Here is a 25,020-nt window from a genome sequence, read left to right as displayed (position 1 = left end):
AATTGCTTCTCACATCACTTATTTAATTCAAATAGCATATATCCAAATTCAAAAGGATTTTTGTCTTCTCCTAAAAGAATTGTATTTTTAAATTCTACAAGCCCTTTACCTTCTTTAAATATTTTAATTTCTCTATAAGTATTTTCAGGATAATTTTCTATTCCTTTAATTACAGTTTCAGTTTTTACTATACTTTTATTTTTATCATCTTTAAACACATCTGTAATCTTCGTTTGTGCTGTATACTCTTTTCCATCTACAACAACTTTTTGATTCCATGTATTCCCTTTTTCAATAGGCAATTTTAAAACAACTTGCTCCCTAATTACAGATTGAGAATATCTTCTATTTAAGTTTTTTTGCACTTCTTTAACAGAATTTTTACCTATAATGTATTCTGTTTCCAAAATCCTATCTTTTTTAGGAAGTCCTTCTCCTTCAGATTGATCTAATATTTCTCCTTTAAAATTCAACTTTATTTCCTTATCATTGTCTATAACATTATTTAATGTTAATGTCTGTTCATATTCTAATACACCACAATAATTAAGTACAGTTCCTTCTACTGATGGAAAGTATTTCAAAAGCTCATCACTATACAACTTTTCACTTGAAGAATTATTAGATTCAGTATTTGTCTTATTACAACCAATACTAAAAACTGCAACAGACAATATTAATAAAAAATAAATTACCCTTTTAGCCATAGTATTACCCTCCTCGACAATCTTTTGTTAATTACATTTTAATATAAAGATTAATTTTAGTAGTTACAAACAGGTTACAATACAGGTAATTTAACAACCACTTTCGTACCTTTTCCCTCAACACTCTCAATAATAAATTCTCCTTTATGTAAATTCACTATTTTTTTGCAAATTGCTAATCCAATTCCACTTCCCGATTTTTTAGGTTCACCCTTATAAAATTTATCTGTTACCTTGTCTAAATCTTTTTTAGGTATTCCTATTCCATTATCTTTTATTTCTACTAAAACAAATCCACATCTGCAATCACTTTTTATTGATATTACTCCATTTTCTTGTGAAAATTTTATAGAATTATCTATAATATTTATAAATACTTGTTTTAACCTATTAATATCTCCTTTTATTAAGCATTTTCCTTTATTTATACTTAAATATACTTTAATTTTTTCTTTTTCAAACCTTTTTTTAAAATAATTATAAATTTCTAATACAAGTTTATTTATATCTATATATTCTAAATTCAAATTAATTTTATCTAATTCAAGCTTTGAAAAATCAAGAAGTTCATCTACTAAACCAGTTAATCTTTTAGATTCTTCATATATTATTTTTAAACCTTCATCAATTTCTTCTTCATCTGCATCACCTGTAATCATAACTTCACTCCATCCTTGTATTGATGTAAGAGGAGTTCTAATTTCATGTGATATAGAAGATATAAATTCATTTTTTATTAAATTACTCTTCTGTATTTCATCTAACATATAATTAAAGGTATCTGCCAATCTACCTATTTCATCATCATTTCTTTTGACAGCTTTTTTAGAAAAATCTCCACTAGCTATTATTTTAGCAATATCAGTTAGTTCCTCAATAGGCCCTATTATATCTCTAACTAAAAATGAACTAAATAAAAATGTTATAACTATCACCAAAATTCCTATTAATATTGAAATAACACATATATAAAAAAAATTTTTATCTATATCTTCCACAGAAATTACATATCTTAAAACTCCCGAAATATCATTTAAATAATAAAGAGGTACAGATATAGCCATAATCTCTTCATTCGTTACTTTATTTTTTTGTTTTATTATTTTTGTATTTCCATTTAACGCTTCTTTAATATCTTCCGCTTCTACAACCTCACTTAAATTTAATCCATATGAATCTATAATCATTCTTTTATCCAAATCAAATATTTGCATATAAAAAACTTTATCATTTGAGTTATCTTCTAATATATATCTAGCTTTTTTATCTATTTTTTCACTTATCAATATTTTGTTATAAAACGAACTTGATATTTGTGCTTTATTTATTAACTCTTGTTTAACACTTTCAAAATAATAAATTCTTACAGTCAATAAAAATATAATTTCTAGAATCAAAACAATACCTACAATAATTATTCCATTTTGTTTATATATGCGAAATTTTATACTATTCATTTTCAACACTCCATATATATCCATACCCCCTAATCGTCTTTAAGTATTTAGGATTAGAAGAATCTTCCTCTATCTTTTGTCTAATCCTTCTAATATTTACATCTACAGTTTTTATTTCTCCAAAATAACTCTCACCCCAAACTTTATCTAATATCTCATCTCTACTCATAACTTTATTGGGATTAGTCATAAAAAACTCCATAATTGCATATTCGGTTGGTGTAAGAGGTATAATTTCATTATTTTTAACTAAAGATTTTTTATTTATATCAATTTTGAACGGCTTATGCTCAATAATATTTTTAATTTCTTTATTCCTGTCAATTCTCCTAATTAAAGCTTCTATTCTCGCACCAAGTTCTTTTGGACTAAATGGCTTTACAATATAATCATCAGCTCCACACTTAAACCCCTTTACCTTATCATTTTCTTGTCCTTTCGCCGTAATCATTATTATTCCAATATCAGGATATTCCTTTCTAAGCATTTTACAAACCTCAAATCCATCTATATCTGGTAACATAACATCAAGTAACGCTATATCAATAGTTTTATCTACTTTTTTTAATGCTTCATCGCCATTTTCAAATTCTACAATTTCATAACCCAAAGCTTTTAATTTAATTTTTATAAATGTTCTTATAGATTTTTCATCTTCTAAAACTAAAATTTTGTATTTCACCAAATCACCTACTCGCTAATATTTATCAATTTATTATTATCCAAAATAAATAAATCTGTATATAAAGAATTTATCCCCATATAAAAATCAACAAATATTCCTTTTTTATTTTTTGATACATTTCCAACCTTCATTGTGCTATAATAACTGTCATTATTTATCGTATATTCATCAATTAAATTTACATTTTCATCAACATAATTTAAAACCCTTATGACTGTAGAATCATCAGATAATCTATCTAAAAATATTAATTCATTTTTTTTGTCATAATTTAAATCATCTAAAGCAAAATCTTCATAGTCAGTATCGTAAATAATCCTAAAATATCCTCCATGATAAGAATATACACTCATACTTTTACTTAAAGTATCTTTAAATGTATATCCTATAAATATCTCTGGAATATTGTCTCCTGTTATATCCTTATATTGTACTAAATCTATGCCATGGCTATGCTCCTCTATTCTATTAATTTCATACCATTCGCCTTTCTTTTTCTTTAATATAACAATTCCATATGAATTTATTTCATCATAAACACCTTCATTACTTCTATATAATAAAAGTATTTCATCGTTCCCATCTCCATCTAAATCAACTCTTCTAATTGATTTTTCATTTTTTTGACTTATAGCTAATGTAAGTCTATCTTTATCCGATAAAAACCTAGATTCTATGCTCTGTATCTCACTTACATTTTCTAAAACCCTAGGCTTTTTTATAATATTTACAGGAGATTTAATAGCTGAACAACTTGATAATATGAAAATCATAATAATTGTAGTTATAAAAACATTTAATTTTTTTAACACTATTTTCACCCTTTTTGATTTTATTATAATAAATACACAATAATATAAAGTTACAATTTGGAAACAAAAAAGCCCTACTATTATTTTTACATATTAAATGTAAAAATAATATAGGACTTTACCATTTTCTAATATTCAATCAAATTGTCTATACTTTTCCCAGGTGGCACAATTGGATAAACCCCTTCATCTTTATTTATTTTACACTCTATAAACAAAGGCTCTTTTCCCAACTCACATTTAATCAATAAATCATCAAGTTCATTCATTGAATTTACAGTATATCCCTTTATCCCATAAACTTTCGCTAAATCTGAATAATCAATTTCATAATCCAAATCCGTCTGTGAATATCTTTCATTACAAAACAACCTTTGCCACTGCCTTACCATTCCCAATGTCTGATTATTTAAAAGCAATATTGTTATAGGAATTTTATACTTTGCTACAGTTAACAACTCATTACAGTTCATCCTAAAACTCCCATCACCTGTAACTAATAAAACACTTTTATCCGTATTAGCAACTTTAGCTCCTATTGCCGCTCCTAACCCAAAACCCATAGTACCAAGTCCACCTGAAGTTATAAAAGATCTAGCTCCTTTAAAATTCCAATATTGAGCAGTCCAAATTTGATGCTGACCTACATCTGTAACAACAAATGCATCATCATTTAACTTTTCATTAAATCTATTTAATATATTCTTAGGATGAAATAAATTTTCATCTATTATTTTACTCTTTAATTTAAATTGCTTTATTTCTTCTTTCCAGTTTTCATTATCTTTATCATCCATTTTATATGTAATAACTTTTAATATTTCTTTCAAATTTCCAACTACATAATAATATGACTCTTTATTTTTATTTATTTCTGTTACATCTATATCTATATGAATAATTTTTGCATTCGGAGCAAATCCATTTGAGTTCCCTATAACTCTATCGCTAAATCTCGTCCCCACAGCAATAATTAAATCACTATTCATAACAGCTAAATTATTTTCTCTAAATCCATGCATTCCAACTAACCCCAAAGATAATTCATCATCTCTTTTTATAGTTCCAAGCCCCATTAAAGTATTTACAACTGGAATATCTCCTTTTTTAGCTAAACTTAACAATTCACTACATGCATTTGCAATTTTTACTCCCCCACCAGCATAAATAACCGGTCTTTTAGATTTATTTATAATATCTACTATTTCATCCAGATTATTTTCAACACTTATATTTTTATGAATATTACAAATATTATCCGTGCATTTTTTTCCATATGAATATTCAGATAAAAATATATCCTTTGGAATATCTACAAGTACAGGTCCGGGTCTTCCTGTTTTAGCCACTTCAAAAGCTTCTTTAATAATAATTGGAATATCATTTACATCTCTCACTAAATAATTGTGCTTTGTAATAGACATAGTAACACCTGTAATATCTATTTCTTGAAAAGAATCTTTACCTAAAAGTGATGTTGGAACCTGCCCCGTAATAACAACCAAAGGTACAGAATCCATATAAGCTGTAGCAATTCCCGTTACAGCATTTGTAGCTCCTGGACCCGAAGTCACTATACACACACCAACTTTTCCAGTGCTTCTTGCATATCCATCTGCACCATGAACCGCTCCTTGCTCATGAACTGTTCTTATGTGTTTAAAATGCCTATCATTATAAAGTGCATCATATAAAGGAATAACAGCCCCTCCTGGATATCCAAATAAAGTATCTACTCCTTGTCTTTTTAAACATTCCAATAATAAATTAGCGCCATTCATATTATCACTCTTTCTATTAAATATTAAGTACAAATAGCTCCTTTTGAAGCAGAACTTACCATTTTAGAATATTTTTTTAGGTATCCTGTATACTTATTATATTTAACTTTTAAATCATTCTTTCTTTTAACAAGTTCTTCATCTTCTACAATAAGTTCCAATATACCATTTAATATATCTATTTTTATAAAATCTCCATCTTTCACTAATGCAATAGGTCCACCTTCTGCTGCTTCAGGAGAAACATGACCAATAGCAGCACCTCTTGTTCCACCTGAAAATCTTCCATCAGTAATTAACGATACACTTTCATCAAGTCCCATTCCTACAAGTGCTGAAGTTGGAGTTAACATCTCTCTCATTCCAGGTCCTCCTTTTGGACCTTCATATCTTATAACTACGGTATCACCTCTTTTTATACTTCCATTTAATATAGCTTCAACTGCAGTTTCTTCACTATCAAATACCCTAGCTGTAGATATAGTATTCATCATTTTTTCACTTACAGCAGACTTTTTAACAACAGCTCCATCTGGTGCTAAACTTCCAAATAAAATTTTTATTCCTCCATCACTGCTATAAGGATTATGTATATCTGCAATTACTTTATTATCTAACTTTTCTTTTCCTCGTATTAATTCTCTTACTTTATTTAAACTCACAGTATTAACATCTAAATTTATTAAATCCTTCTTTGAAAGTTCATTCATAACAGCTAATATTCCACCTGCATAATAAAGATCCTCTATATGATAATTTCCTGCTGGACTTAATCTGCATAAATTAGGAGTAGTATCACTTATTGTATTTATCATATTAAGATCAATATCTATACCTGCTTCATGAGCAATAGCAATCAAATGAAGTACTGTATTTGTCGAACACCCCAATGCCATATCTACCGCTAATGCATTTTCAAAAGATTCTTTAGTCAGAATATCCCTTGGAAGTATATTCTCTTTTAAAAGTTTCATAATTTGCATTCCTGTTTTTTTAGCAAGCCTTTTTCTCTCTGAATACACAGCTGGTATCGTCGCATTACCTTCAAGCGCCATACCTAGTGCTTCCGTCATACAATTCATTGAATTTGCTGTAAACATACCTGAACATGAACCACAAGTAGGACATGCACTTTCTTCAAGACGTTTTAATTCTTCATCAGTCATACTTTTACTACATACTTTTCCAACACCCTCAAACACAGTTGTTAAATCAACTTTTTTTCCATTTAATCTTCCAGCAAGCATAGGTCCTCCACTCACAATAATACTCGGAATATTTATTCTTGCCGCTGCCATTAACATTCCTGGAACAACTTTATCACAACTAGGTATTAATACTAAAGCATCAAGACCATGAGCTTTTGCCATTATTTCTATGCTATCTGCTATAATTTCTCTACTTACTAAAGAATATTTCATACCTTCATGATTCATAGCAATTCCATCACAAACTGCAATAGATGGAAATTCAAGAGGAGTTCCCCCTTCCATTAATACTCCCCTTTTTACTGCATCTGTTATTTGTCTAAGTTCTACATGTCCTGGTACTATTTCATTAAAAGAATTAACAACTCCAACAAGTGGTCTATTTATTTCTTCATCTGTAAGCCCTGTTGCTTTTAATAATGATCTGTGTGGTGCTTTTGTTATTCCAAATTTAACATGTTCACTATTCATTTTAATCCTCCTAATCATTTATCCACGACATCATTTTTCTTAATTTTTTACCTACTTCAACAATTGGATGATTCAATTCATTATTTCTAAAAGAATTAAATACAGGTCTATTTATTTCATTTTCCATTATCCAGTCCTTAGCAAATTTTCCATTTTGAATTTCTTCAAGAATATTTTCCATTTCTTTTCTAGTATCTTCATTTATAATTCTTCTTCCAACCATATAATCTCCATATTCTGCTGTATCACTTATACTATCCCTCATTTTTTCAAATCCACCTTCATAAAGCAAATCTACAATCAATTTCATTTCATGAAGACATTCAAAATACGCAACTTCTTTTTGATATCCTGCTTTTACCAAAGTATCAAATCCCGCTTTAATAAGCTCTGTTACTCCCCCACAAAGCACAGCTTGTTCTCCAAATAAATCTGTTTCTGTTTCTTCTTTAAAAGTTGTTTCTAACACTCCTGCTCTCGTAGCTCCAATTCCACTTGCATATGCAAGAGATAATTCTTTTGCCTTTGATGTATAATCCTGATAAACTGCAAATAACGCAGGTACTCCTTTACCTTCTTTATAAACTCTCCTCACTAAGTGTCCAGGTCCTTTTGGAGCAACCATGAAAACATCTATATTTTTAGGTGGAATTATTTGATTAAAATGAATATTAAATCCATGAGCAAATGCAAGCACATCTCCTTCTTTTAAATTAGGTTTTACTTTTTCATCAAACACTCTCTTTTGCTTAGTATCAGGAATGAGCATCATAATAACATCACTCTCTCTTACTGCATCTTCTACACTCATAACACTCAGACCATCTTCTATTACTTTATCCCAAGATTTACTTCCTTCATATAGTCCAACTACCACATCTATCCCACTATCTTTTAAATTAAGTGCATGGGCATGACCTTGACTTCCATATCCTAAAATTGCTACTTTTTTATCCTTTAATATACCTAAATTTACATCCTTTTCATAATACATTTTTGCCATTTTCAATTCCCTCCCTATAATACTCTTATCTCTTTTACATCTACTAATTTTGATATCTGATTTACCATTTTATTAACTAAATAACCTTCATCTTCTAACACAATATCTAAATTAATAAAACTATCTTCAGATATCATATTAATCTCTTTTACATTAAATTCTTTTCTTCTCAAAACACTTGCAACCCTTATAAAACTATCTATCCCTTGATTTAATCTCGCATAAACTCTATTTTCCATATTCATCCCTTTCCTCTCTGTATATTTAAAATATTCTGAACATGTTTATTAAAATAAAAAAATCTTTCATCTCTATAAATATACACATATCCATAGAGACGAAAGATTACTTTCGCGGTACCACTCTATTTGCAGCAAAAACATAGCTACCTCTTTTTTTCAGGTCGACTTAACGTGAACCCTAACCATATAACGGTGGTAACCGCCTTCATTTACTCGACTAAAATCTTTCAACTCAGGAGCTCTGGAGTGATCATTATACATTCTTATTAACACCAACTCTCAGCAAACGTTGGCTCTCTGTAGTTAATAGATGAATGTTTTTGTCTCCGTCTTAGCCTTTACACATTAATTTTTTATGTTGTAAAAAATTATATTATCATAGCAAAATATTGTCAATATGTTTTTTGAAAAATATTTAATTTTTTGAATAATTTTATATTTATATAAAATTATTTTTTATTCATATCCTAATTTATCTTTTATTTTAATACTATTAATTTCTTCCTCCTTTAAGCTCTTATTTAATTTCAAAGCAAGCACACCAGTAACCATTATAGTAAAAAAATCTGCTACAACTTGACTAAAAATTACACCATATAGCCCCCAAAATTTAGGCAATATTACAATTGATGGTATTAAAAATATACCTTGCCTTGAAGCTGATAAAATAAATGACTCTTTTCCCCTTCCCAATCCTTGAAATAATGAAGCGTAAACTTGTTGAAATCCAAATAACGGAAATAATAAACATATCGTTTTTAATGTTTTAGCTCCTATATCAATAACTTCTGGATCAATAGTAAATACCGAAGTTATTTCCTTAGCAAACACTATAAAAACTACTGTAACAATAGCCGTAAATATAGTTGTAGTTTTAAGAGATATTTTTATAGCTTCAAATAAACGATCGTATTTTTTAGCTCCATAATTATATCCCGCAATAGGTTGAAATCCTTGATTATATCCAAACACAACATATATTCCTATAGAAAGTATTCTAAGACTAATCCCCATGGCAGCAACAGCAGCATCTCCATATGGCTTAGCAGCTACATTTATTAAACCTAAAGATAAACTTGCAAGAGATTGTCTTGCAAATGTAGCAGCACCAATTTTTAATATCTCACTATATATATCTTTTGAAGGTTTAAAATGCTTGATAGATATTTTTATATAACTTTTTCCTAAAATAAAATAACTAATAAGATATATAAAAGATATCATCTGAGCTAATACTGTAGCTAAAGCTGCCCCTTTTATACCCATATTAAAACTAAACATTAAAATTGGATCTAAAATAATATTTATTAAAGCTCCTAAACTTATTGCAATCATACTATATTTTGCATTACCTTCTGCTCTAATCATATTATTAAGCGTCATATTGCAAATTGTAAAAGTAGATCCAAACACTAATATTTTTGCATAATCTTTTGCATAAAACAGTATTGTATCAGTAGCTCCAAACAATACAAGAAACTGCTCAAGAAAAATCACTCCTATAATTGTGAAAATAATACTAAAAATTACACTTGTAAAAAATGTTGTAGATGTCGTTTTATCAGCTTGTTCTTTATTTTTTTCTCCTAGCAATCTTGAAATATACGAACCTGAACCCACACCAAACATCTGCCCCATTGCTGCTATTAGCATAAACATTGGGAATACTACAGAAACAGCACCAATAGCACTTGTATTATTAAGCATCCCCACAAACATAGTATCTATTATGTTATAAACTGCATTAATAAGCATAGCAATAATTCCTGGTATAGCAAGCCTTGTTAAAACACTTCCTATTTTTTCTTCTCCCATCATTTTTGCTCTTTGATCTCTCATTTTTTTACCCTCCTAATTAAATTATGTCAATAATCTATTTACCATAGGTACACTCTATAAGTTCAATAATAAATTTAATATTTTTTTCTTTTTCATCTGGATGTTCTAGCATAATTTTAAGTATGAGTATAAATATTGTTTCAGCTAATCTACTTTCCATTCCATCTTCTAATTTAAGCCCTATATCTTCTTTCACTTCTTTTATTAATCCCTCTATTTTTTTTAATAAATCTCTTTTTACATATAAAAGTTCATCTTTTTCATCATCTCTAAATACATTTTCTTTAATTAATTCTCCACCTAGTCCTTTTCTTCTCAATATCTCATTATATAATGTATCTATATATTTTCTTATCTTTTCTTTAATATCAGATTTTTCATTTATAATACTATCAAGTTTATAAAATGTCTCCTGCCAACTTTTTTTAAAAACATCTATATAAAGTTCTTTTTTATTAGGATAATAATTATATAAAGTTCCAACAGCAATACCTACTTTTTTAGCAATTAACTTCATGTCAACTTTCTTATAACCATACTCTCCAAACAAATCTATTGCACTATTAAATATTTTATTTTCTAAATCCTTTATAATCTTAGGCATTCTCTTACATCTCCTTTTTATGAATTCAAGTTCACTTAATATGAATTTAAATTCATTATAACTTTTAAAACTTAGTTAGTCAAGTAGTTTATATTTGCACAAAAAATATAGACCTGACATAATGTCAAAAGTCTATATTTGCGCTACTATATTATTAACCCATTTTTTAGATGCAACTCTCAAAAATCCGATAATTCCCTTAACTATTTCTTCACAGTATACCAAAAATACAATTACATATATAGGATATTTAAGAAATGCTCCTAAAAATGCAAGTGGAACCCCAATAAGCCAAACAGACCCCATTTCCAAATATAGTGAAAATTTGTTGTCTCCTCCACTTCTTAATATACCTACTATTAATATTACATTATAAGTTTTTAAACTCATAAATATAGAAAGTATAATTAATATTTTAGCTACATCTTTATATAAATCTGTTGAAATATTAAATACAGATAATATTAACGGAATTAATAAATATAATATTAACCCTACTAATCCTCCAGTTGCAAATCCTAATATTGAAAACTTCTTAGAATATTCAACTGCAGTATCTTCATTATTTGCTCCTATTTCATTTCCAAGCATAACTGCACAAGCATTTGCAAGTCCCATTGAAACTACCATAAAAAAGTTTTGAATTGTATTTGAAATTTGAGTTGCTGCAATTGCTCTAGTCCCAACTTTAGCATATGCTATAGAATACATTACCATTCCAAGAGCCCAAAATGCATCATTTAATATTACAGGTGTTGATTTTTTTAATACAGTTTTTATAAAATTAATTGATACGCTCTTAAAATCATCTATACTAACCTTTAAAGGATGATCTTTTTTATATACATATACTAAAATAATTGCCATTTCTATAGTTCTTGATATAAGAGTAGCAAGAGCAGCTCCTACTACACCCATTTGATGAAATCCAAAATTTCCAAATATCAACATATAATTAAGCGATGCATTTATAAATATACAAATAGCACTTACAATCATAGGAAGCACAGCTCTGTTAATGCTCCTACAGCTAAAACCATATGCAAAGCTTATAGCTGTAATAGGATAACTTATACATACTATTTTTAAATATCTTCTTGCAAAATCAACTACTTCCTTATCCCTTGTAAAAATATTTATTATAATATCTGAACCAAATAATACTAAAGTTAAAAATATTAAACTCAATATTAATCCTGACGTAATTGATATTGAAAGAGTTTTTCTTATATTATCTATATCTTTTTTGCCCCAAAACTGAGAAATAAACATAGAAGCTCCACTGTTAATTCCAAATATTATGATAACATACAAGAAAAATACTTGATTCGCAATTCCAACTGATGCAATTTGATTTTCTCCAAGTTTTCCTATCATAACTGTATCTATCATATTAAGTGATGATGTTATTAAATTTTGAAGAGCAATAGGGATTGCCAGTAAAAGCATATTTTTATAAAATTTATTATCCTTAAAAATACTATTAATCATATCTCATCTTCCCCTATATTTTAATACCAATATATTTATTCAATAACCAAAAATAAATTGTCTATACATAATTAAGATAATTTTATCATAAATAGCTTCATTTTCTCAAACTCTCTGTAGTTAATAAATATAACTTTATTAACTACTTTAATCTGTATCTGTAAAGCACATAACCCACAGTTTTCTCGTAGTAATATTTACTATTATATACGTCCTATCCCAGGCTATACCAAAGAAATAATCATTCCACACTCCTGGTGTGAAATAAAGATATAAATCTGAATTTATATTCTCACAAATAACATTATACAATCTTTTAGAAAGCTCTATAGACTCTTCTTCTGTTTCTATAAATTTCCTAGCACCTCCAACTTCAAAATGATGTATAAAAGTGTCTTTTATATCTTTCTCATTTGTTTTTATTTCATAATAACATTCATTTATATGTTCATAATCAACATATTTATTTTCAAAAAAATTCACTAAAGGCTCTGTATGAAATAAAGCTTGTACAAATATATTATCGAATTTCTCTTTTCTCAATATTTTTATAAAATTTTCTCCAAATTCAAAACATTTAATTCTAACTTGATCTTCATTTTGATATACCTTTTCAACTAGTTCTTCTTTAATTTTTAATATAGGATGATTGTCAATTGATACTAGTTTAAAGTCAACACTATTTAAACTCTCTATTAATCTTTTTCTCTTAATATTTGAATTCTCTATCATATATTCAACTCCTTTGTATATTCAGTTTAATACATCTCTATTTAAAAAAGGAGTCTATAAATAAATTTGTGTAAACTTCAAATTTATTTATAAAACTCCATTTTCATATTAATTACTTTAATCTGTATCTGTAAAGCACATAACCCACAGTTTTCTCGTAGTAATATTTACTATTATATACGTCCTATCCCATGATACTCCAAAGAAATAATCATTCCATAACTCTTGTGTATAATACAAATATACCTCTGAATTTGTATTTTCACTAATAACTTTATAAAACCTTTCTGAAAGTTCCACGGCCTCTTTTCCCATTAGATTTAAAGCTTTCATAGCACCTCCAAGTTCAAACTGATCTATAAAAATATCTTTTATATCTTTCTCATCTGTTTTTATTTCATAATAACGGTCATTTATAATACACTCATAATCAACATATTTATCTTCAAAAAAATTCACTAAAGGCTCTGTATAAAATAAAGCTTGTACAAATATATTATCAAATTTCTCTTTTCTCAATATTTCTATAAAATTTTCTCCAAATTCAAAACACTTAACTCTAAAATCATTTTCATCTTGATATACCTTTTCAACTATTTCTTTTTTAATTTTTAGTATAGGATGATTGTCAGTTGATACTAGTTTAAAGTCAACTCTATTTAAACTCTCTATTAATCTTTTTCTCTTAATATTTGAATTCTCTATCATATATTCAACTCCTACTCATTATTAGATTTTCACAACACTTTTATAATTATATACAAAACCAATGTCTAAATTTGTAAAAAAAAGCATAAAATTTAATTTTTATGATAAAACACAATAAAAGTCTGGATTTCTCCAGACTTAATTATCATTAAATATGTAAATATAACTCCATTCCTTTTTCAATTGCTTTTATATTTAAATCTACAAATTTTTCTTTTACATTTTCCCTTACAGCTTTATTCCAATCTATATCATTTAATCCCAGTGCTTTTATAAGACAACCAAGCATTATTATATTTTGAGCTTTTATGTTCCCAAGTTTAACAGCTTCATCAGCTGCATTTACAACAGTTATATTATCAAATCTTTCTTTTAACTTTTCAATTACTTTTTCCGGATATTTTTCTTTTCCCGAAAGAACAGTAGCTGACGGTATTTTATAGTCATTTACTACTATTTTCCCATCTGATTTTAAATACTCAAGCCATCTTAATACTTCTACTTTTTCAAAAGCTACAATAACATCAGCTTGACCTTTTCCTATTATAGGAGAGTATACTTTTTCTCCATATCTAACCTGAGTTGTAACACTCCCTCCTCTTTGAGCCATACCGTGAACCTCTGACATTTTAACATCATATCCTGCATCTATTAATCCACTTGATAATACCTTAGAAGCTAATATTATTCCTTGTCCTCCAACTCCTACTAATAGAATATTTTTTACTTTGTTCATTATTATTCACCTACCCTTTCTATAGCATCAAATGGACAAATTTGAGAACATACGCTGCAACCGACACACATAGTCGGATCTATTTTCACTGTATCTTCAAGTGATATAGCAGGACATCCTGATTTTAAACACATTTTACACTTTTTACATTTTTGCTCATTCACTTTAAATGGTTTTATATTAATATCAAATTGTTCTTTATCTTCTTTACTTAATTTTTTAAGTACACAAGGCCATTTAGTAACTATTACAAATGGTTCATTTGACTTAAGTGCTTCATTTACAGCATCTTCTGTTTCTTCTAAATTAAGAGGATTTACCACCCTTACATTATTCACGCCTATTGCTTTACATAGATTTGGAATATCTATTGCAATAGTTTTTTCTCCCATCAAAGTATACCCTGTTCCCGGATTTTCCTGATGTCCAGTCATTCCAGTTATTCTATTATCGAGTATAACTGTAACTGAATTTCCTTTATTGTATACCACATCAATTAAACTAGAAATTCCTGTATGAAAAAATGTAGAATCTCCTATCACACTTACTACTTTCTTATCTTCATTATTTATATTAAATACCTTTTGAGCGCCATGGCCTGAACTAATAGAAGCCCCCATACAAATACAAGTATCCATGGCATTTAATGGTTCAGAAGATCCTAATGTATAACATCCAATATCTCCAGTAATCATTATATTTTTCTTTTTAGATAATACATAAAATAATCCTCTGTGAGGACATCCTGCACATAAAGTAGGAGGTCTTGATATAATATCATCTTTTAAAATTTCTACACTACTTGCAACTTCGCTTTCCATACCCAATAATGAACTCGCTATTATATCCGGATTGAGTTCTCCTATTCTAGGTATTTTTTCTTTTCCTATACAACTAATTCCCCTTGATTTTAATTGTTCTTCTATATACGGTTCTAATTCTTCTATTACATATAAAATTTCTACCTGACTTGCAAACTCTTCTATTTTTTTAAATGGAAGAGGATGAGTAAATCCAAGTTTTAAATACGAAGCACTTTTCCCAAATACTTCTTTAGCATATTGATAAGAAATACCAGAAGTTATAATTCCTATTTTCTTGTCATTCCACTCAATTTTATTTAAATGAGTATTATTACTAAACTCTTCAAGCTTTTTTAATTTATCCTCAACTACCACATGAAGTTTTCTAGCATTACCAGGAGTCGCAACGAATTTTGATATATTTTTAGAATAAGGCTTAATACCAACATCTTGTCTATCATTAAATTCCACAAGAGTTTTGGAATGACATATTCTTGTACTAACCCTAAAAAGAACTGCTGTATCAAATTTTTCAGATATTTCAAGAGCATCCTTTATAAAATCCTTGGCCTCTTGAGAATCACTTGGTTCAATCATCGCTATTTTTGCAAATTTAGCATAATATCTATTATCTTGCTCATTTTGAGATGAGTGCATTCCAGGATCATCTGCTGAAACTAAAACAAGACCTCCATTAACTCCTGTATATCCATACGTCATAATAGGATCTGCTGCAACATTTACTCCTACATGCTTCATTGCAGCAAGAGATCTCGCACCAGCAATAGAAGAACCTATAGCTACTTCTAAAGCTACTTTCTCATTTGGTGCCCACTCACAATAAACATCATCCTTATATAAAACCATATTTTCAAGTATTTCAGTAGAAGGTGTTCCTGGATATGCACAAGCTACAACTCCTCCTGCTTCATAAAATCCTCTCGCAATAGCTTCATTTCCCGTCATAAGTTTTTTCATCTAAACTCTCCCCCTTTTTTTATTTTCTCTTAACACTTCATCTAATCTATTTATAAATTTTTGAGTTTGCTCAAGTGTTCCTGTACTAACTCTTAACCAATTGTCCCAATTCCATAAATATCCTGGTCTTATTATTATTCCTTTTTCAAGTAATTTTTGAAATACTATCCTCGAATCTATCCCTACATTTACAAATACAAAATTTGCATTTGACTTAATATATTCTAATTTATTTTCTTCAAAATATCTTTCCATAATTTCCATAGACTTATAATTAAGCTCTACTGTCTTTTTTACATGGTCAATATCATGAATTGCTGCAACAGCAGCTACTTGTGCAAGTCTATTTACGTGAAAAACAAGTTTTACCTTATTCATCGCTTCACAAATTTCCTTAGAAGTCAACAAATATCCTACCCTTACAGCTGCAATTCCAGAAATCTTTGAAAACGTTCTCAAGATAATCGTGTTAGATCTTTCTTTTAATATGCTTAATGTATCTGGATAATCTTTATTTTTAACTGCATAATCATAATATGCTTCATCAAACACTACAACAACATCATCTGGAACATTATTTACAAGATACTCAATATCATATTTAGTCATTATATTACCAGTTGGATTATTCGGATTACATACAAATATCAACTTTGTTTTATCATTTATTTTTTTTATAAAAGTTTCAAAATCATGTTTATAATTTTTAAGATTTATTTGATGTACTATCCCCCCCATAAACATTACTTCACTAGCATATTTACCAAAAGTTGGATTTGCCATTATAGCTTCATCTCTAGGATTTATAAAAGTCTGTGCAATCATCTTTAAGAGTTCTTCCCCACCATTACCTACTACAATATTTTCAGAAGTTAAATTGTGTTTTTTAGCAAGTTCTTCTTTTAATTTAGTACAATTAGCATCTGGATAAATATTAATATTATGTAATTCTTTTTTAATTGCTTCAATTGCTTTTTTAGATGGACCAAGCGGATTTTCATTCGATGCAAGTTTTTCAATATCTTCTATGTCTAATTCTCTTTTTAATTCTTCTACGGGTTTACCTGGAATATACGGTTTTATAAAAGCCACTTCATTTTTAAATAAATTTCTCCCCATATTCTCAACCCCCTTTATTTTTAAGAGGTAGTTTTCCAACTACCTCTTTTTAACTTTTTACTCATCGAATTCTTCAAGACTATGCTCTTTCCACTGTATATTCACATTAGTATAATTCACTTTATTAATAAATGTATTTTCCCAAATATTTTTTACATTAAGCATATTTTTAGATGTAGTATTTGCCACAGGTAATGTTATTGTCTGTATATAAGTATCCTCTCCTATTTTTATTATATATTCATACTCATTCTTTAATTCTTCTAAATTATATATTTTGTTTTGATTTTCATTTACAAAAGTTTTTATTTTATCTAAATTGTATTCTTTTTCAATATAATAAATTGAAGCTCCTTTATAGTTTCCAGATTTAATTTTAACATTTGCAAGCCCCATATTTACTTCATTATCATCTAAAAATCTCTCTACTCTATTTTTAATAATTTCGTCAATTTCATCAGTATTAAGCGATGCAGACATATCTAAACACATATTACTTGTAACTTCACAAGCACTTATATATTCATCATTACTTATATCCCCTCTATATGCCGAATCATCAAACCTACTATAATAAAAATCATCATAAAAATAATCTCTATCACTAGAAACATTCCAGCTTTTTGTTATTTTTGTTTTAAAATCATATTTTTTCATTTTTAACTCTTTTAAATCATTTAAATTCATTATTGACTTTGCTGTAATAATTTTTCCTAAATATTTACTAAAACATTCTTTATCTAATTTAAAAGAATTAATCATATTTTCAAAACTCTTTCTCTTTTTATCGTCTTTATACTGTTCTTCCGTCATTCTTGCAGATACTAAATATTTATATCCATTTCCTACAACATATAAATTATGTACAATATACGGCTTTTTAGTAACTGTTTTATATCTAATAACTACATGATAAGCATCCATATCTCCTTGTTTTTTTGGTTCAGATTTTAATATATCATAAACATCAGTATTATAATTATCTTTAATCAATTCAATTTCCTCTTTTGCCCATTTAGAAGCATTTTCATTTGCTTCAGCTGAACTAATTAAACTAACAGCAACTCCTTCAGATACTTTTAATTCATCATCTACATCTTCTTCACTTTTTTTCTCTTCATTTAACTCTTCATCACTGTATACTGGAGAAAATTTTTGATATCGAGAGTTAGGCGTTCCCTCTATTTTCCAATAAGGACTCATTACTATCTTCCATCCATAACTCGTATTTTTATATTCTCTAGCAGTACTAACTGAATCTGAAAGTTCCTTAATATATGGATTATTTTCTTCAAAAGAAAGTTTAAAAGACGATACTAATTTTTCAAACATTTCTTCATGACCCTTGTAAAACTCTCCATCCATAGTTATTTCTAAATTGTATATATAATTGTTAGCTATATAAATTCTATTTTCAATATATTCTCCTAATTCTTCTGCCGCTTCATCTACCATAAAGTAATCATAAGCTTTATCTGCTTTTATTATACGTATATATCTTTGTCCCCAATCATCTCTTTCAATATCCACAACAAACTCTTTTTCTCCAAATTTCCAGAAAAAATCATCTCTCGAAGCATTTTGTATTTTGTACAACATTTCTTCTAAAGTTAAATTATCTTTGTTTTTATTGATCTCTAACTCCACAGATGCTTTATAACTATTTGTTGACATCCTAAAATTATTTGCTTGTTCAGATTTATAAATTATGGCATCATCCGGCAAATGCATAGACCATTTATATATCCTACTTCCAACTTCATTTTTCATTTTATCTTCTTTACTTGAAAAAACTTCATATAAATCAATTTTTCCATCATCATCAACAGCATATACTACCGGAGTAGCCAACCCTGTAACTAAACATGCAGAAACTAAAAAAGAAAACAATTTTTTCATAACATTACTCCTTCCCTATTTTCCATTTTCTCTATTTGGATATTCTTTTAATGTAACTGTAATATTTATCTTTTTACCGCCTCTATTAAATGTCAATTTCACATTATCTCCAGGTAAATAATTCTTTAACACTTCATTATATTGGGCAATAGATGTAATAGCTTTTCCATCTATTGATTCTAAAATATCTCCTTCTTTTACTTGATTTAAGCTTACTACTGCATTTTTTTGAACAGTTATTACTTTTAAACCTTGCTTACTTGGTATTCCAAGAACTGCTGCCCAGTTTTCTTCAAATTCAATTCCTGTAAAACATCTTTTTATTCTACCAAACTTATTGTAATGATTTAAAAAATAATTAATATCACTTACCGGAATTGAAAAATTCATCCCTTGAAAAAACATAGTTCCCAATGTATTTATACCAACTAATTCTCCTTTCATATTAACAAGAGGCCCTCCACTATTTCCTGGATTAATAGATGCATCTGTTTGCAAATAAGTATAAGAACGATCTACCGGTCTATTAAGTCCACTTATTATTCCCTTACTTGCACTATTTCTATATCCAAAAGATAAAGGAGTTCCTATTGCAACAACTTCATCTCCAACCTTTATTTCATTTTCATTTGCTAATTTTATAGGTTTTAAATCTGTTCTATTGATTTTTAATAACCCTAAGTCCATTTCCTTATCTGCATACAAAAGCTCTGCTTTATACACATTTCCATCATATGTAACTACATAAATTTCATCTAAACCGTCTATTACATGGTTATTAGTTAATATCCTTCCTTCACTAGTTATTATTACACCTGAACCATGCTGTAAATTACTAGGAAACTTCGAATACATATTCTCTCTTTCTCTAAGTTTTTTGTTTTTACCTATAATAGCAACTACCGATTGATTTACTCCATCAATTACTTGCGATACTTTGTTTCTTTCCTTCTCTAATTCTTGTTGTAACTTTTGAATTTGCTTTAACAATTCCTTTGTATTTTCCTGTTTACTCTCTTGTGCAAATCCCAACATTGTCATTGAAAACACCATAATAATACTCAAAATAAAACTTGAAATTTTTTTCATAAAATACCTCCTTATGTATTATTTAACTAAACAATTATAATTTTACCATATTTTTTCAAAGGAATATATATATTAGTTTAAATTATTCAATTCTTCAATATCCTTATTTAAGAATTCTCATCAATTATTTCAAAAAAAAATTAAATTATGTTATAATTCTTTAGGGTGATTTATATGAAAATATTAAAAAATGATTGGCAATATCTATTGGAAGATGAATTTAAAAAAGACTATTATTTAAAACTGAGAAAATTTTTAATAAATGAATATAGAACAAAAATTATATATCCAAATATGTACGATATTTTTAACGCTTTACACTATACAGAATATAAGAATGTAAAAGTAGTAATATTAGGACAAGATCCATACCATGGCCCTAATCAAGCACACGGTTTGAGTTTTTCTGTAAAACCAAATGTAGCTATTCCTCCTTCTCTCATGAATATATACAGAGAACTTCATTATGATTTAGGCTGTTATATTCCTAATAATGGTTATTTAAAAAAATGGGCGGACCAAGGAGTTATGCTTCTCAATACAGTATTAACAGTTAGAGCAGGACAACCAAACTCTCATAAAAATATAGGATGGGAATATTTCACTGATAAAGTGATTAGTTTACTAAACGATAGAGATGACCCTATTGTATTTATACTTTGGGGAAAAAACGCTCAATCTAAATTAAATATAATAAAAAACCCAAAACACTACATAATAAAATCCCCTCATCCAAGCCCATTTTCTGCACACAGAGGTTTCTTTAATAGCAAACCGTTTTCTAAAACTAATAATTTTCTAATCTCAATAGGAAAAACACCTATAGATTGGCAAATTGAAAATTTATAAAATTTACTCCTCTATAACTTCTATACTATCTCCTGGTCTTACTATACCTCCTTTAATAACTCTCGTAAATATTCCTTCTTTTGGCATTATACAATCTCCAACTTGTTTTCTTATTTCACACCCCTCATAACACTTTTTCCCTATCTGAGTAACCTCTTGAATAGTTTCTCCTATTTTAATTTTTGTTCCAACAGGAATTTCATAAAGTACTATTCCTTGTGTTGTAATATTTTCAGCAAATTTACCTGTACAAAGTCCTTCTATCCCTAAAGCCTTCATTTTATCCATACTTTCTTTCCCAAGTAAACTTACTTGTCTATGCCACTTCCCTGCATGAGCATCTCCAACTAAACCGTAATCTTCCTTAAATTCACCTTCAGGTATAGGCTTTTTAATAACCCCTTTTTTCTCGCTTATATTAATAGCCACAACTTTTCCAACCTTATTCATTTCTATTCCTCCCCACAATTTATTTTCTCTTGTAATCCGACTTACCACCAGTTTTTTCGATAAGTCTAATGTTATCTATTACCATATCTTTATCTACTGCTTTACACATATCATAAATAGTCAAAGCTGCCATGGCTACCGCTGTTAATGCTTCCATTTCAACTCCTGTTTTTCCAACAGTAGAAACCACAGCTTCTATTTCTATTTCATCTTCTAATACATTAAATTTTATATCTGCACCGGTTAAAAATATGTTATGACACATAGGAATTAGGTCAAATGTTTTTTTCGCTGCCATTATTCCTCCTATTTGAGCTACTGATAAAACATCTCCCTTTTTTACGAGTCCTTCCTTAATCAAATCAATAGTTTCTTTTTTCATTTTTATATTTCCCTTAGCTACTGCCACTCTTTTAGTATCTTTTTTTTCTCCTACATTTACCATATGTGCTCTTTTACTTTCATTAAAATGACTAAATTCCATATTTATCCTCCTATAGCCACCATATTTCTTTTTATATGTTCTCCATCTTCTAAATGATGTGATTTCGGTTTCTTGTTTATAGCATTTATGATTATTTCTTTTAAGTTTTCTCCTTTTCTTAAAGGAGTTTTTAAATCTATTTCTTCATCTGAATGAAGACATAATTTAAGTTTTCCATCACATGTAATCCTTACCCTATTACAATTTTCACAGAATTTACATGATATAGGATTTATAAGTCCTACTTTCCCCTTTGAATTTGGAATTTTATAATAATCTGCAGGAGAACTCAAATCATTCTTTTTAACTTCTTTTAAATCGTTTATTTTTTCTAACACTTTACTGCTTGGTATAAATTTATCAATTGACCAATCTTTAGCTTCACCTATAGGCATAAGCTCTATAAATCTAACATCTATTTCTTCATTTTTAGTTAAATTTACAAAATCACAAATCTCATCCTCATTAAATCCTCCAATTAAAACAGTATTTATTTTAACAGGAGTAAGTCCTACTTTTTTAGCTTCACATATCCCTTCTATTACATCTTTTAAATTTCCACCCCTTGTTATTTCTCTATATTTTTGAACGTTTAATGTATCAACACTTATATTTACTCTGTTCAATCCCGCCATTTTTAAATCTTTTGCATATTTCTTTAATAAAGTTCCATTTGTAGTCAATGCAAAATCTCTTACTTTATCCATTTTTCCTATTTTCTCTATTAAATTAATAATACCTCTCCTAACTAAAGGTTCTCCTCCTGTTATTCTTATTTTATCTATTCCCAATTCTACAAACACTTTTGTTATTTCTTCTATTTCTTCCAATCTTAAAATTTCAGAATGATCTATTTTCTTAATACCTTTTTTCGGCATACAGTATTTACACCTCAAATTGCATAAATCTGTAACCGATATCCTGAGGTAATTTATTTTTCTTTTATATAAATCTATCACTCTAAACCACCTACAATTATAACATCTCCAGTACCTTCAAACTCATATCCTCCAAGTTTAGTTACTCTATCTTTAAATTCTTTGCTTTTAATTACATTTATAAAATTAATTATTTTTTCATCTTCCATATACTCAAAAGGTACTAAAAAGTCATAACATTCATATCCTACCGGTATAAAATCTAAATTCATGGCCTTAGCTGCTGACATTATTCCAAGTCCTGTATCAGAAGAATTACTTTTAATACTTACGGCTACTGCCATATGTGTTGTCATTTCTCTTTCATATCCTTTTATATTACTAGATTCTATATTTAATTTATTCAAATTATAATCGAGAAGTATCCTAGTTCCTGCTCCCCTTTGCCTATTTACAAAATACACATCATCTCTTGTTAAATCAGAAAAGCCTTTTATATTTTTAGGATTTCCTTTTTTAATCATAAATCCTTGAAGCCTTTTTACTCCTTTTATCAATGCCATTTTTCTTCCTTTAAAGTATTTTTTTATATAACTTATATTGTATTCTCCTGTACTTTCATCTAAAAGATGTATAGGAGATACATGACATTCTCCTCTTCTCATTGCCATAATTCCACCCATACTTCCCACATGTCCAGATGATAGAGGCATTATATCCGAAATTATATCCATTATCAAATCATGACTCCCAATAGAAACTAAAGTATCTTTTATTCTATCTTCGTCTTTTAAAAGTTTTACTTCCACCCAATCTCCTGCTTCTATTCCTTCACTACTTTGAGGTACTTCAACTACTCCATCAGCTTTTACAAGACTCATTGTAACTCCAGCTCCACGAGTTAAAGGTGTCGCTATTAACTTGTCTTTTACGTATCCTAAATTTACTCTTACAAATTCCTTGTTTTTTAAAGTTGAAACTATTCTTTTTGATAGTACTGCTTTTCTGATTTCTTCTTTTTTTTCTTCAAATTTACTGTACTTTAATATTAATGGCTTTACAAACAATTCAAATACAATATAAGATGAAACTGGATATCCAGGTATTCCTATAACTGGCTTTTCATTAACTATACCTAGTATCGTAGGTTTTCCCGGCTTTATTGCAACTCCATGAACTAATACTTTTCCTATTTCTTTTATTATATTAACAGTATAATCTTCACTTCCAGCAGAAGAACCTGCATTAATAAGCACTATATCATTTTCATCTACGGCTTTTAAAATAGTATTTTTAAGTAATTCATAATCATCTTTTATAGGAGAAATTCTATTAGGTTCTCCACCATACTCTAAAACCAGCCCTTCAAACACTCTAGAATTTGAATCTATTATTTTTCCTTCTTTTAAATCTTCAAATTTTTCTACTATCTCAGACCCCGTAGGTATAATTCCTATTTTAGGTTTTTTATAAACTTTTAATTTTTCTACTCCTCCAGCGATTAAAGCTCCTAAATCTAATGGTCTTATTTTTTTATTTGAAGGTATTATCATTTCTCCTGCTACTATATCTTCTCCTATTTCTCTTATGTGCTGCCATGGATAAGCTGGATTTAGTATTTTAACTTTTCCTTCTTCCATTTCTATTACATCTTCTATCATAATCACTGCATTATACGGTTCTTTTATTAAATTTCCTGTATTTATATAGACAAAATCCTTTCCCTCAGCTAATATTTTAGGATTAACTTCATTTGCTCCATAAGTATTCTCTGCAACTACTGCAATTCCATCCATTGCTGCACTATTATAATGAGGAGAAGAATTTTTAGCAAATACAGCTTCGTATGTAACCCTATTTAAACTATTTAAAACATCTATTTCTTCATAACTTACAAGCTTGTCCCCTATTTCTCTAAAAAATATTTCTTTTGCTTTATCTACATCTGTATTTGATATATATATATTTCTATCTGCATTTTTCATATTTACGCCC

The 25,020-nt window shown here is 28.3% G+C and carries 23 protein-coding genes and 1 other annotated feature; of the genes, 1 reads left to right on the top strand and 22 read right to left on the bottom strand.

From position 1 onward, the window contains the following. Positions 1–14: 14 nt before the first annotated feature. The 18 genes from BUA19_RS05320 to BUA19_RS05235 all read right to left on the bottom strand — a co-directional run bounded on the left by BUA19_RS05320 (position 15) and on the right by BUA19_RS05235 (position 20,364). Positions 15–707 carry a hypothetical protein gene (locus tag BUA19_RS05320; RefSeq protein ID WP_072724437.1) on the bottom strand — a complete coding sequence of 231 codons (693 nt, stop codon included), beginning with the start codon at positions 705–707 and terminating at the stop codon, positions 15–17. Between the two features lie 74 nt (positions 708–781). Continuing rightward, complete coding sequence (locus tag BUA19_RS05315; RefSeq protein WP_072724509.1) at positions 782–2,164, bottom strand: sensor histidine kinase; 1,383 nt, start codon at positions 2,162–2,164, stop codon at positions 782–784. Continuing rightward, positions 2,157–2,846: a response regulator transcription factor gene (locus BUA19_RS05310; RefSeq protein ID WP_072724435.1), complete on the bottom strand. Its 690-nt coding sequence runs from the start codon at positions 2,844–2,846 to the stop codon at positions 2,157–2,159. Before BUA19_RS05310 ends, BUA19_RS05315 begins: the two co-directional genes overlap by 8 nt. Before the next feature lie 8 nt (positions 2,847–2,854). Then, positions 2,855–3,661, bottom strand: a complete 807-nt coding sequence (locus BUA19_RS05305) for a hypothetical protein (RefSeq protein ID WP_072724432.1) — start codon at positions 3,659–3,661, stop codon at positions 2,855–2,857. 128 nt (positions 3,662–3,789) lie between these two features. Continuing rightward, complete coding sequence (gene ilvB / locus BUA19_RS05300) at positions 3,790–5,442, bottom strand: biosynthetic-type acetolactate synthase large subunit (protein WP_072724507.1); 1,653 nt, start codon at positions 5,440–5,442, stop codon at positions 3,790–3,792. 23 nt (positions 5,443–5,465) lie between these two features. Continuing rightward, entirely contained in the window at positions 5,466–7,121 is a 1,656-nt protein-coding gene (ilvD, locus tag BUA19_RS05295; protein WP_072724429.1) for a dihydroxy-acid dehydratase, read from the bottom strand. 10 nt (positions 7,122–7,131) lie between these two features. Continuing rightward, complete coding sequence (gene ilvC, locus BUA19_RS05290) at positions 7,132–8,124, bottom strand: ketol-acid reductoisomerase (RefSeq protein ID WP_072724426.1); 993 nt, start codon at positions 8,122–8,124, stop codon at positions 7,132–7,134. Positions 8,125–8,138: 14 nt separating this feature from the next. Beyond that, positions 8,139–8,369 (bottom strand): ACT domain-containing protein, encoded by a 231-nt coding sequence (locus BUA19_RS05285; RefSeq protein ID WP_084601958.1) that lies wholly within the window; start codon positions 8,367–8,369, stop codon positions 8,139–8,141. 85 nt (positions 8,370–8,454) lie between these two features. Further along, positions 8,455–8,708 (bottom strand) — a binding site (T-box leader). Between the two features lie 114 nt (positions 8,709–8,822). Continuing rightward, positions 8,823–10,205, bottom strand: coding sequence for an MATE family efflux transporter (locus tag BUA19_RS05280; RefSeq protein WP_072724424.1), 1,383 nt, complete (start codon positions 10,203–10,205; stop codon positions 8,823–8,825). A gap of 34 nt (positions 10,206–10,239) precedes the next feature. Continuing rightward, the gene (locus BUA19_RS05275) at positions 10,240–10,809 is read right to left on the bottom strand and encodes a TetR/AcrR family transcriptional regulator (RefSeq protein WP_072724422.1); all 570 of its coding nucleotides are present in this window, start codon (positions 10,807–10,809) and stop codon (positions 10,240–10,242) included. A 132-nt stretch (positions 10,810–10,941) separates the two neighbouring features. Continuing rightward, complete coding sequence (locus tag BUA19_RS05270) at positions 10,942–12,300, bottom strand: MATE family efflux transporter (protein ID WP_072724419.1); 1,359 nt, start codon at positions 12,298–12,300, stop codon at positions 10,942–10,944. A 147-nt stretch (positions 12,301–12,447) separates the two neighbouring features. Next, positions 12,448–13,032 (bottom strand): hypothetical protein, encoded by a 585-nt coding sequence (locus BUA19_RS05265; protein WP_072724417.1) that lies wholly within the window; start codon positions 13,030–13,032, stop codon positions 12,448–12,450. Between the two features lie 117 nt (positions 13,033–13,149). Next, positions 13,150–13,740, bottom strand: a complete 591-nt coding sequence (locus BUA19_RS05260; RefSeq protein WP_072724415.1) for a hypothetical protein — start codon at positions 13,738–13,740, stop codon at positions 13,150–13,152. 148 nt (positions 13,741–13,888) lie between these two features. Next, positions 13,889–14,476 (bottom strand): indolepyruvate oxidoreductase subunit beta, encoded by a 588-nt coding sequence (locus tag BUA19_RS05255; protein ID WP_072724413.1) that lies wholly within the window; start codon positions 14,474–14,476, stop codon positions 13,889–13,891. A gap of 2 nt (positions 14,477–14,478) precedes the next feature. Further along, positions 14,479–16,257 carry an indolepyruvate ferredoxin oxidoreductase subunit alpha gene (iorA, locus tag BUA19_RS05250; RefSeq protein ID WP_072724411.1) on the bottom strand — a complete coding sequence of 593 codons (1,779 nt, stop codon included), beginning with the start codon at positions 16,255–16,257 and terminating at the stop codon, positions 14,479–14,481. Further along, the gene (gene hisC / locus BUA19_RS05245; RefSeq protein WP_072724409.1) at positions 16,258–17,376 is read right to left on the bottom strand and encodes a histidinol-phosphate transaminase; all 1,119 of its coding nucleotides are present in this window, start codon (positions 17,374–17,376) and stop codon (positions 16,258–16,260) included. It lies immediately after the preceding gene. A 57-nt stretch (positions 17,377–17,433) separates the two neighbouring features. Beyond that, positions 17,434–19,275: a hypothetical protein gene (locus BUA19_RS05240; protein WP_072724407.1), complete on the bottom strand. Its 1,842-nt coding sequence runs from the start codon at positions 19,273–19,275 to the stop codon at positions 17,434–17,436. Positions 19,276–19,290: 15 nt separating this feature from the next. Beyond that, positions 19,291–20,364 carry a trypsin-like peptidase domain-containing protein gene (locus tag BUA19_RS05235; RefSeq protein WP_072724405.1) on the bottom strand — a complete coding sequence of 358 codons (1,074 nt, stop codon included), beginning with the start codon at positions 20,362–20,364 and terminating at the stop codon, positions 19,291–19,293. Positions 20,365–20,538: 174 nt separating this feature from the next. Here BUA19_RS05235 and BUA19_RS05230 point away from each other — a divergent pair, with 174 nt between their 5' ends. Continuing rightward, positions 20,539–21,213, top strand: a complete 675-nt coding sequence (locus tag BUA19_RS05230; RefSeq protein WP_072724403.1) for a uracil-DNA glycosylase — start codon at positions 20,539–20,541, stop codon at positions 21,211–21,213. Positions 21,214–21,216: 3 nt separating this feature from the next. On the opposite strand, the gene BUA19_RS05225 is transcribed toward BUA19_RS05230, so the two are convergent. Genes BUA19_RS05225 through BUA19_RS05210 form a run of 4 tightly spaced genes read right to left on the bottom strand, consistent with a single transcriptional unit; the run spans position 21,217 to position 25,010 of the window. Next, positions 21,217–21,663: an MOSC domain-containing protein gene (locus BUA19_RS05225; RefSeq protein WP_072724503.1), complete on the bottom strand. Its 447-nt coding sequence runs from the start codon at positions 21,661–21,663 to the stop codon at positions 21,217–21,219. A 19-nt stretch (positions 21,664–21,682) separates the two neighbouring features. Continuing rightward, positions 21,683–22,147: a cyclic pyranopterin monophosphate synthase MoaC gene (gene moaC, locus BUA19_RS05220; RefSeq protein WP_072724401.1), complete on the bottom strand. Its 465-nt coding sequence runs from the start codon at positions 22,145–22,147 to the stop codon at positions 21,683–21,685. 2 nt (positions 22,148–22,149) lie between these two features. Continuing rightward, on the bottom strand, positions 22,150–23,106 hold the full coding sequence (gene moaA, locus BUA19_RS05215; RefSeq protein ID WP_072724399.1) for a GTP 3',8-cyclase MoaA: 957 nt from the start codon (positions 23,104–23,106) through the stop codon (positions 22,150–22,152). Beyond that, entirely contained in the window at positions 23,103–25,010 is a 1,908-nt protein-coding gene (locus BUA19_RS05210) for a molybdopterin biosynthesis protein (RefSeq protein ID WP_072724398.1), read from the bottom strand. Before BUA19_RS05210 ends, moaA begins: the two co-directional genes overlap by 4 nt. Positions 25,011–25,020 lie beyond the last annotated feature (10 nt).

The sequence above is a fragment of the Tepidibacter thalassicus DSM 15285 genome (assembly GCF_900129915.1).
In the GTDB taxonomy this organism is placed as follows: domain Bacteria; phylum Bacillota; class Clostridia; order Peptostreptococcales; family Peptostreptococcaceae; genus Tepidibacter; species Tepidibacter thalassicus.
The sequence above is the reverse complement of the archived record's forward strand: the minus strand, read 5'-3'. Positions and strand labels throughout refer to the sequence as shown.

Coding starts and splice junctions, on each gene's coding strand:
- BUA19_RS05320 (WP_072724437.1), bottom strand. CDS start 707: ATGGCTAAAAGGGTAATTTATTTTTTATTAATATTGTCTGTTGCAGTT.
- BUA19_RS05315 (WP_072724509.1), bottom strand. CDS start 2,164: ATGAATAGTATAAAATTTCGCATATATAAACAAAATGGAATAATTATT.
- ilvB (WP_072724507.1), bottom strand. CDS start 5,442: ATGAATGGCGCTAATTTATTATTGGAATGTTTAAAAAGACAAGGAGTA.
- ilvD (WP_072724429.1), bottom strand. CDS start 7,121: ATGAATAGTGAACATGTTAAATTTGGAATAACAAAAGCACCACACAGA.
- ilvC (WP_072724426.1), bottom strand. CDS start 8,124: ATGGCAAAAATGTATTATGAAAAGGATGTAAATTTAGGTATATTAAAG.
- BUA19_RS05285 (WP_084601958.1), bottom strand. CDS start 8,369: ATGAATATGGAAAATAGAGTTTATGCGAGATTAAATCAAGGGATAGAT.
- BUA19_RS05280 (WP_072724424.1), bottom strand. CDS start 10,205: ATGAGAGATCAAAGAGCAAAAATGATGGGAGAAGAAAAAATAGGAAGT.
- BUA19_RS05275 (WP_072724422.1), bottom strand. CDS start 10,809: ATGCCTAAGATTATAAAGGATTTAGAAAATAAAATATTTAATAGTGCA.
- BUA19_RS05270 (WP_072724419.1), bottom strand. CDS start 12,300: ATGATTAATAGTATTTTTAAGGATAATAAATTTTATAAAAATATGCTT.
- BUA19_RS05265 (WP_072724417.1), bottom strand. CDS start 13,032: ATGATAGAGAATTCAAATATTAAGAGAAAAAGATTAATAGAGAGTTTA.
- BUA19_RS05260 (WP_072724415.1), bottom strand. CDS start 13,740: ATGATAGAGAATTCAAATATTAAGAGAAAAAGATTAATAGAGAGTTTA.
- BUA19_RS05255 (WP_072724413.1), bottom strand. CDS start 14,476: ATGAACAAAGTAAAAAATATTCTATTAGTAGGAGTTGGAGGACAAGGA.
- iorA (WP_072724411.1), bottom strand. CDS start 16,257: ATGAAAAAACTTATGACGGGAAATGAAGCTATTGCGAGAGGATTTTAT.
- hisC (WP_072724409.1), bottom strand. CDS start 17,376: ATGGGGAGAAATTTATTTAAAAATGAAGTGGCTTTTATAAAACCGTAT.
- BUA19_RS05240 (WP_072724407.1), bottom strand. CDS start 19,275: ATGAAAAAATTGTTTTCTTTTTTAGTTTCTGCATGTTTAGTTACAGGG.
- BUA19_RS05235 (WP_072724405.1), bottom strand. CDS start 20,364: ATGAAAAAAATTTCAAGTTTTATTTTGAGTATTATTATGGTGTTTTCA.
- BUA19_RS05230 (WP_072724403.1), top strand. CDS start 20,539: ATGAAAATATTAAAAAATGATTGGCAATATCTATTGGAAGATGAATTT.
- BUA19_RS05225 (WP_072724503.1), bottom strand. CDS start 21,663: ATGAATAAGGTTGGAAAAGTTGTGGCTATTAATATAAGCGAGAAAAAA.
- moaC (WP_072724401.1), bottom strand. CDS start 22,147: ATGGAATTTAGTCATTTTAATGAAAGTAAAAGAGCACATATGGTAAAT.
- BUA19_RS05210 (WP_072724398.1), bottom strand. CDS start 25,010: ATGAAAAATGCAGATAGAAATATATATATATCAAATACAGATGTAGAT.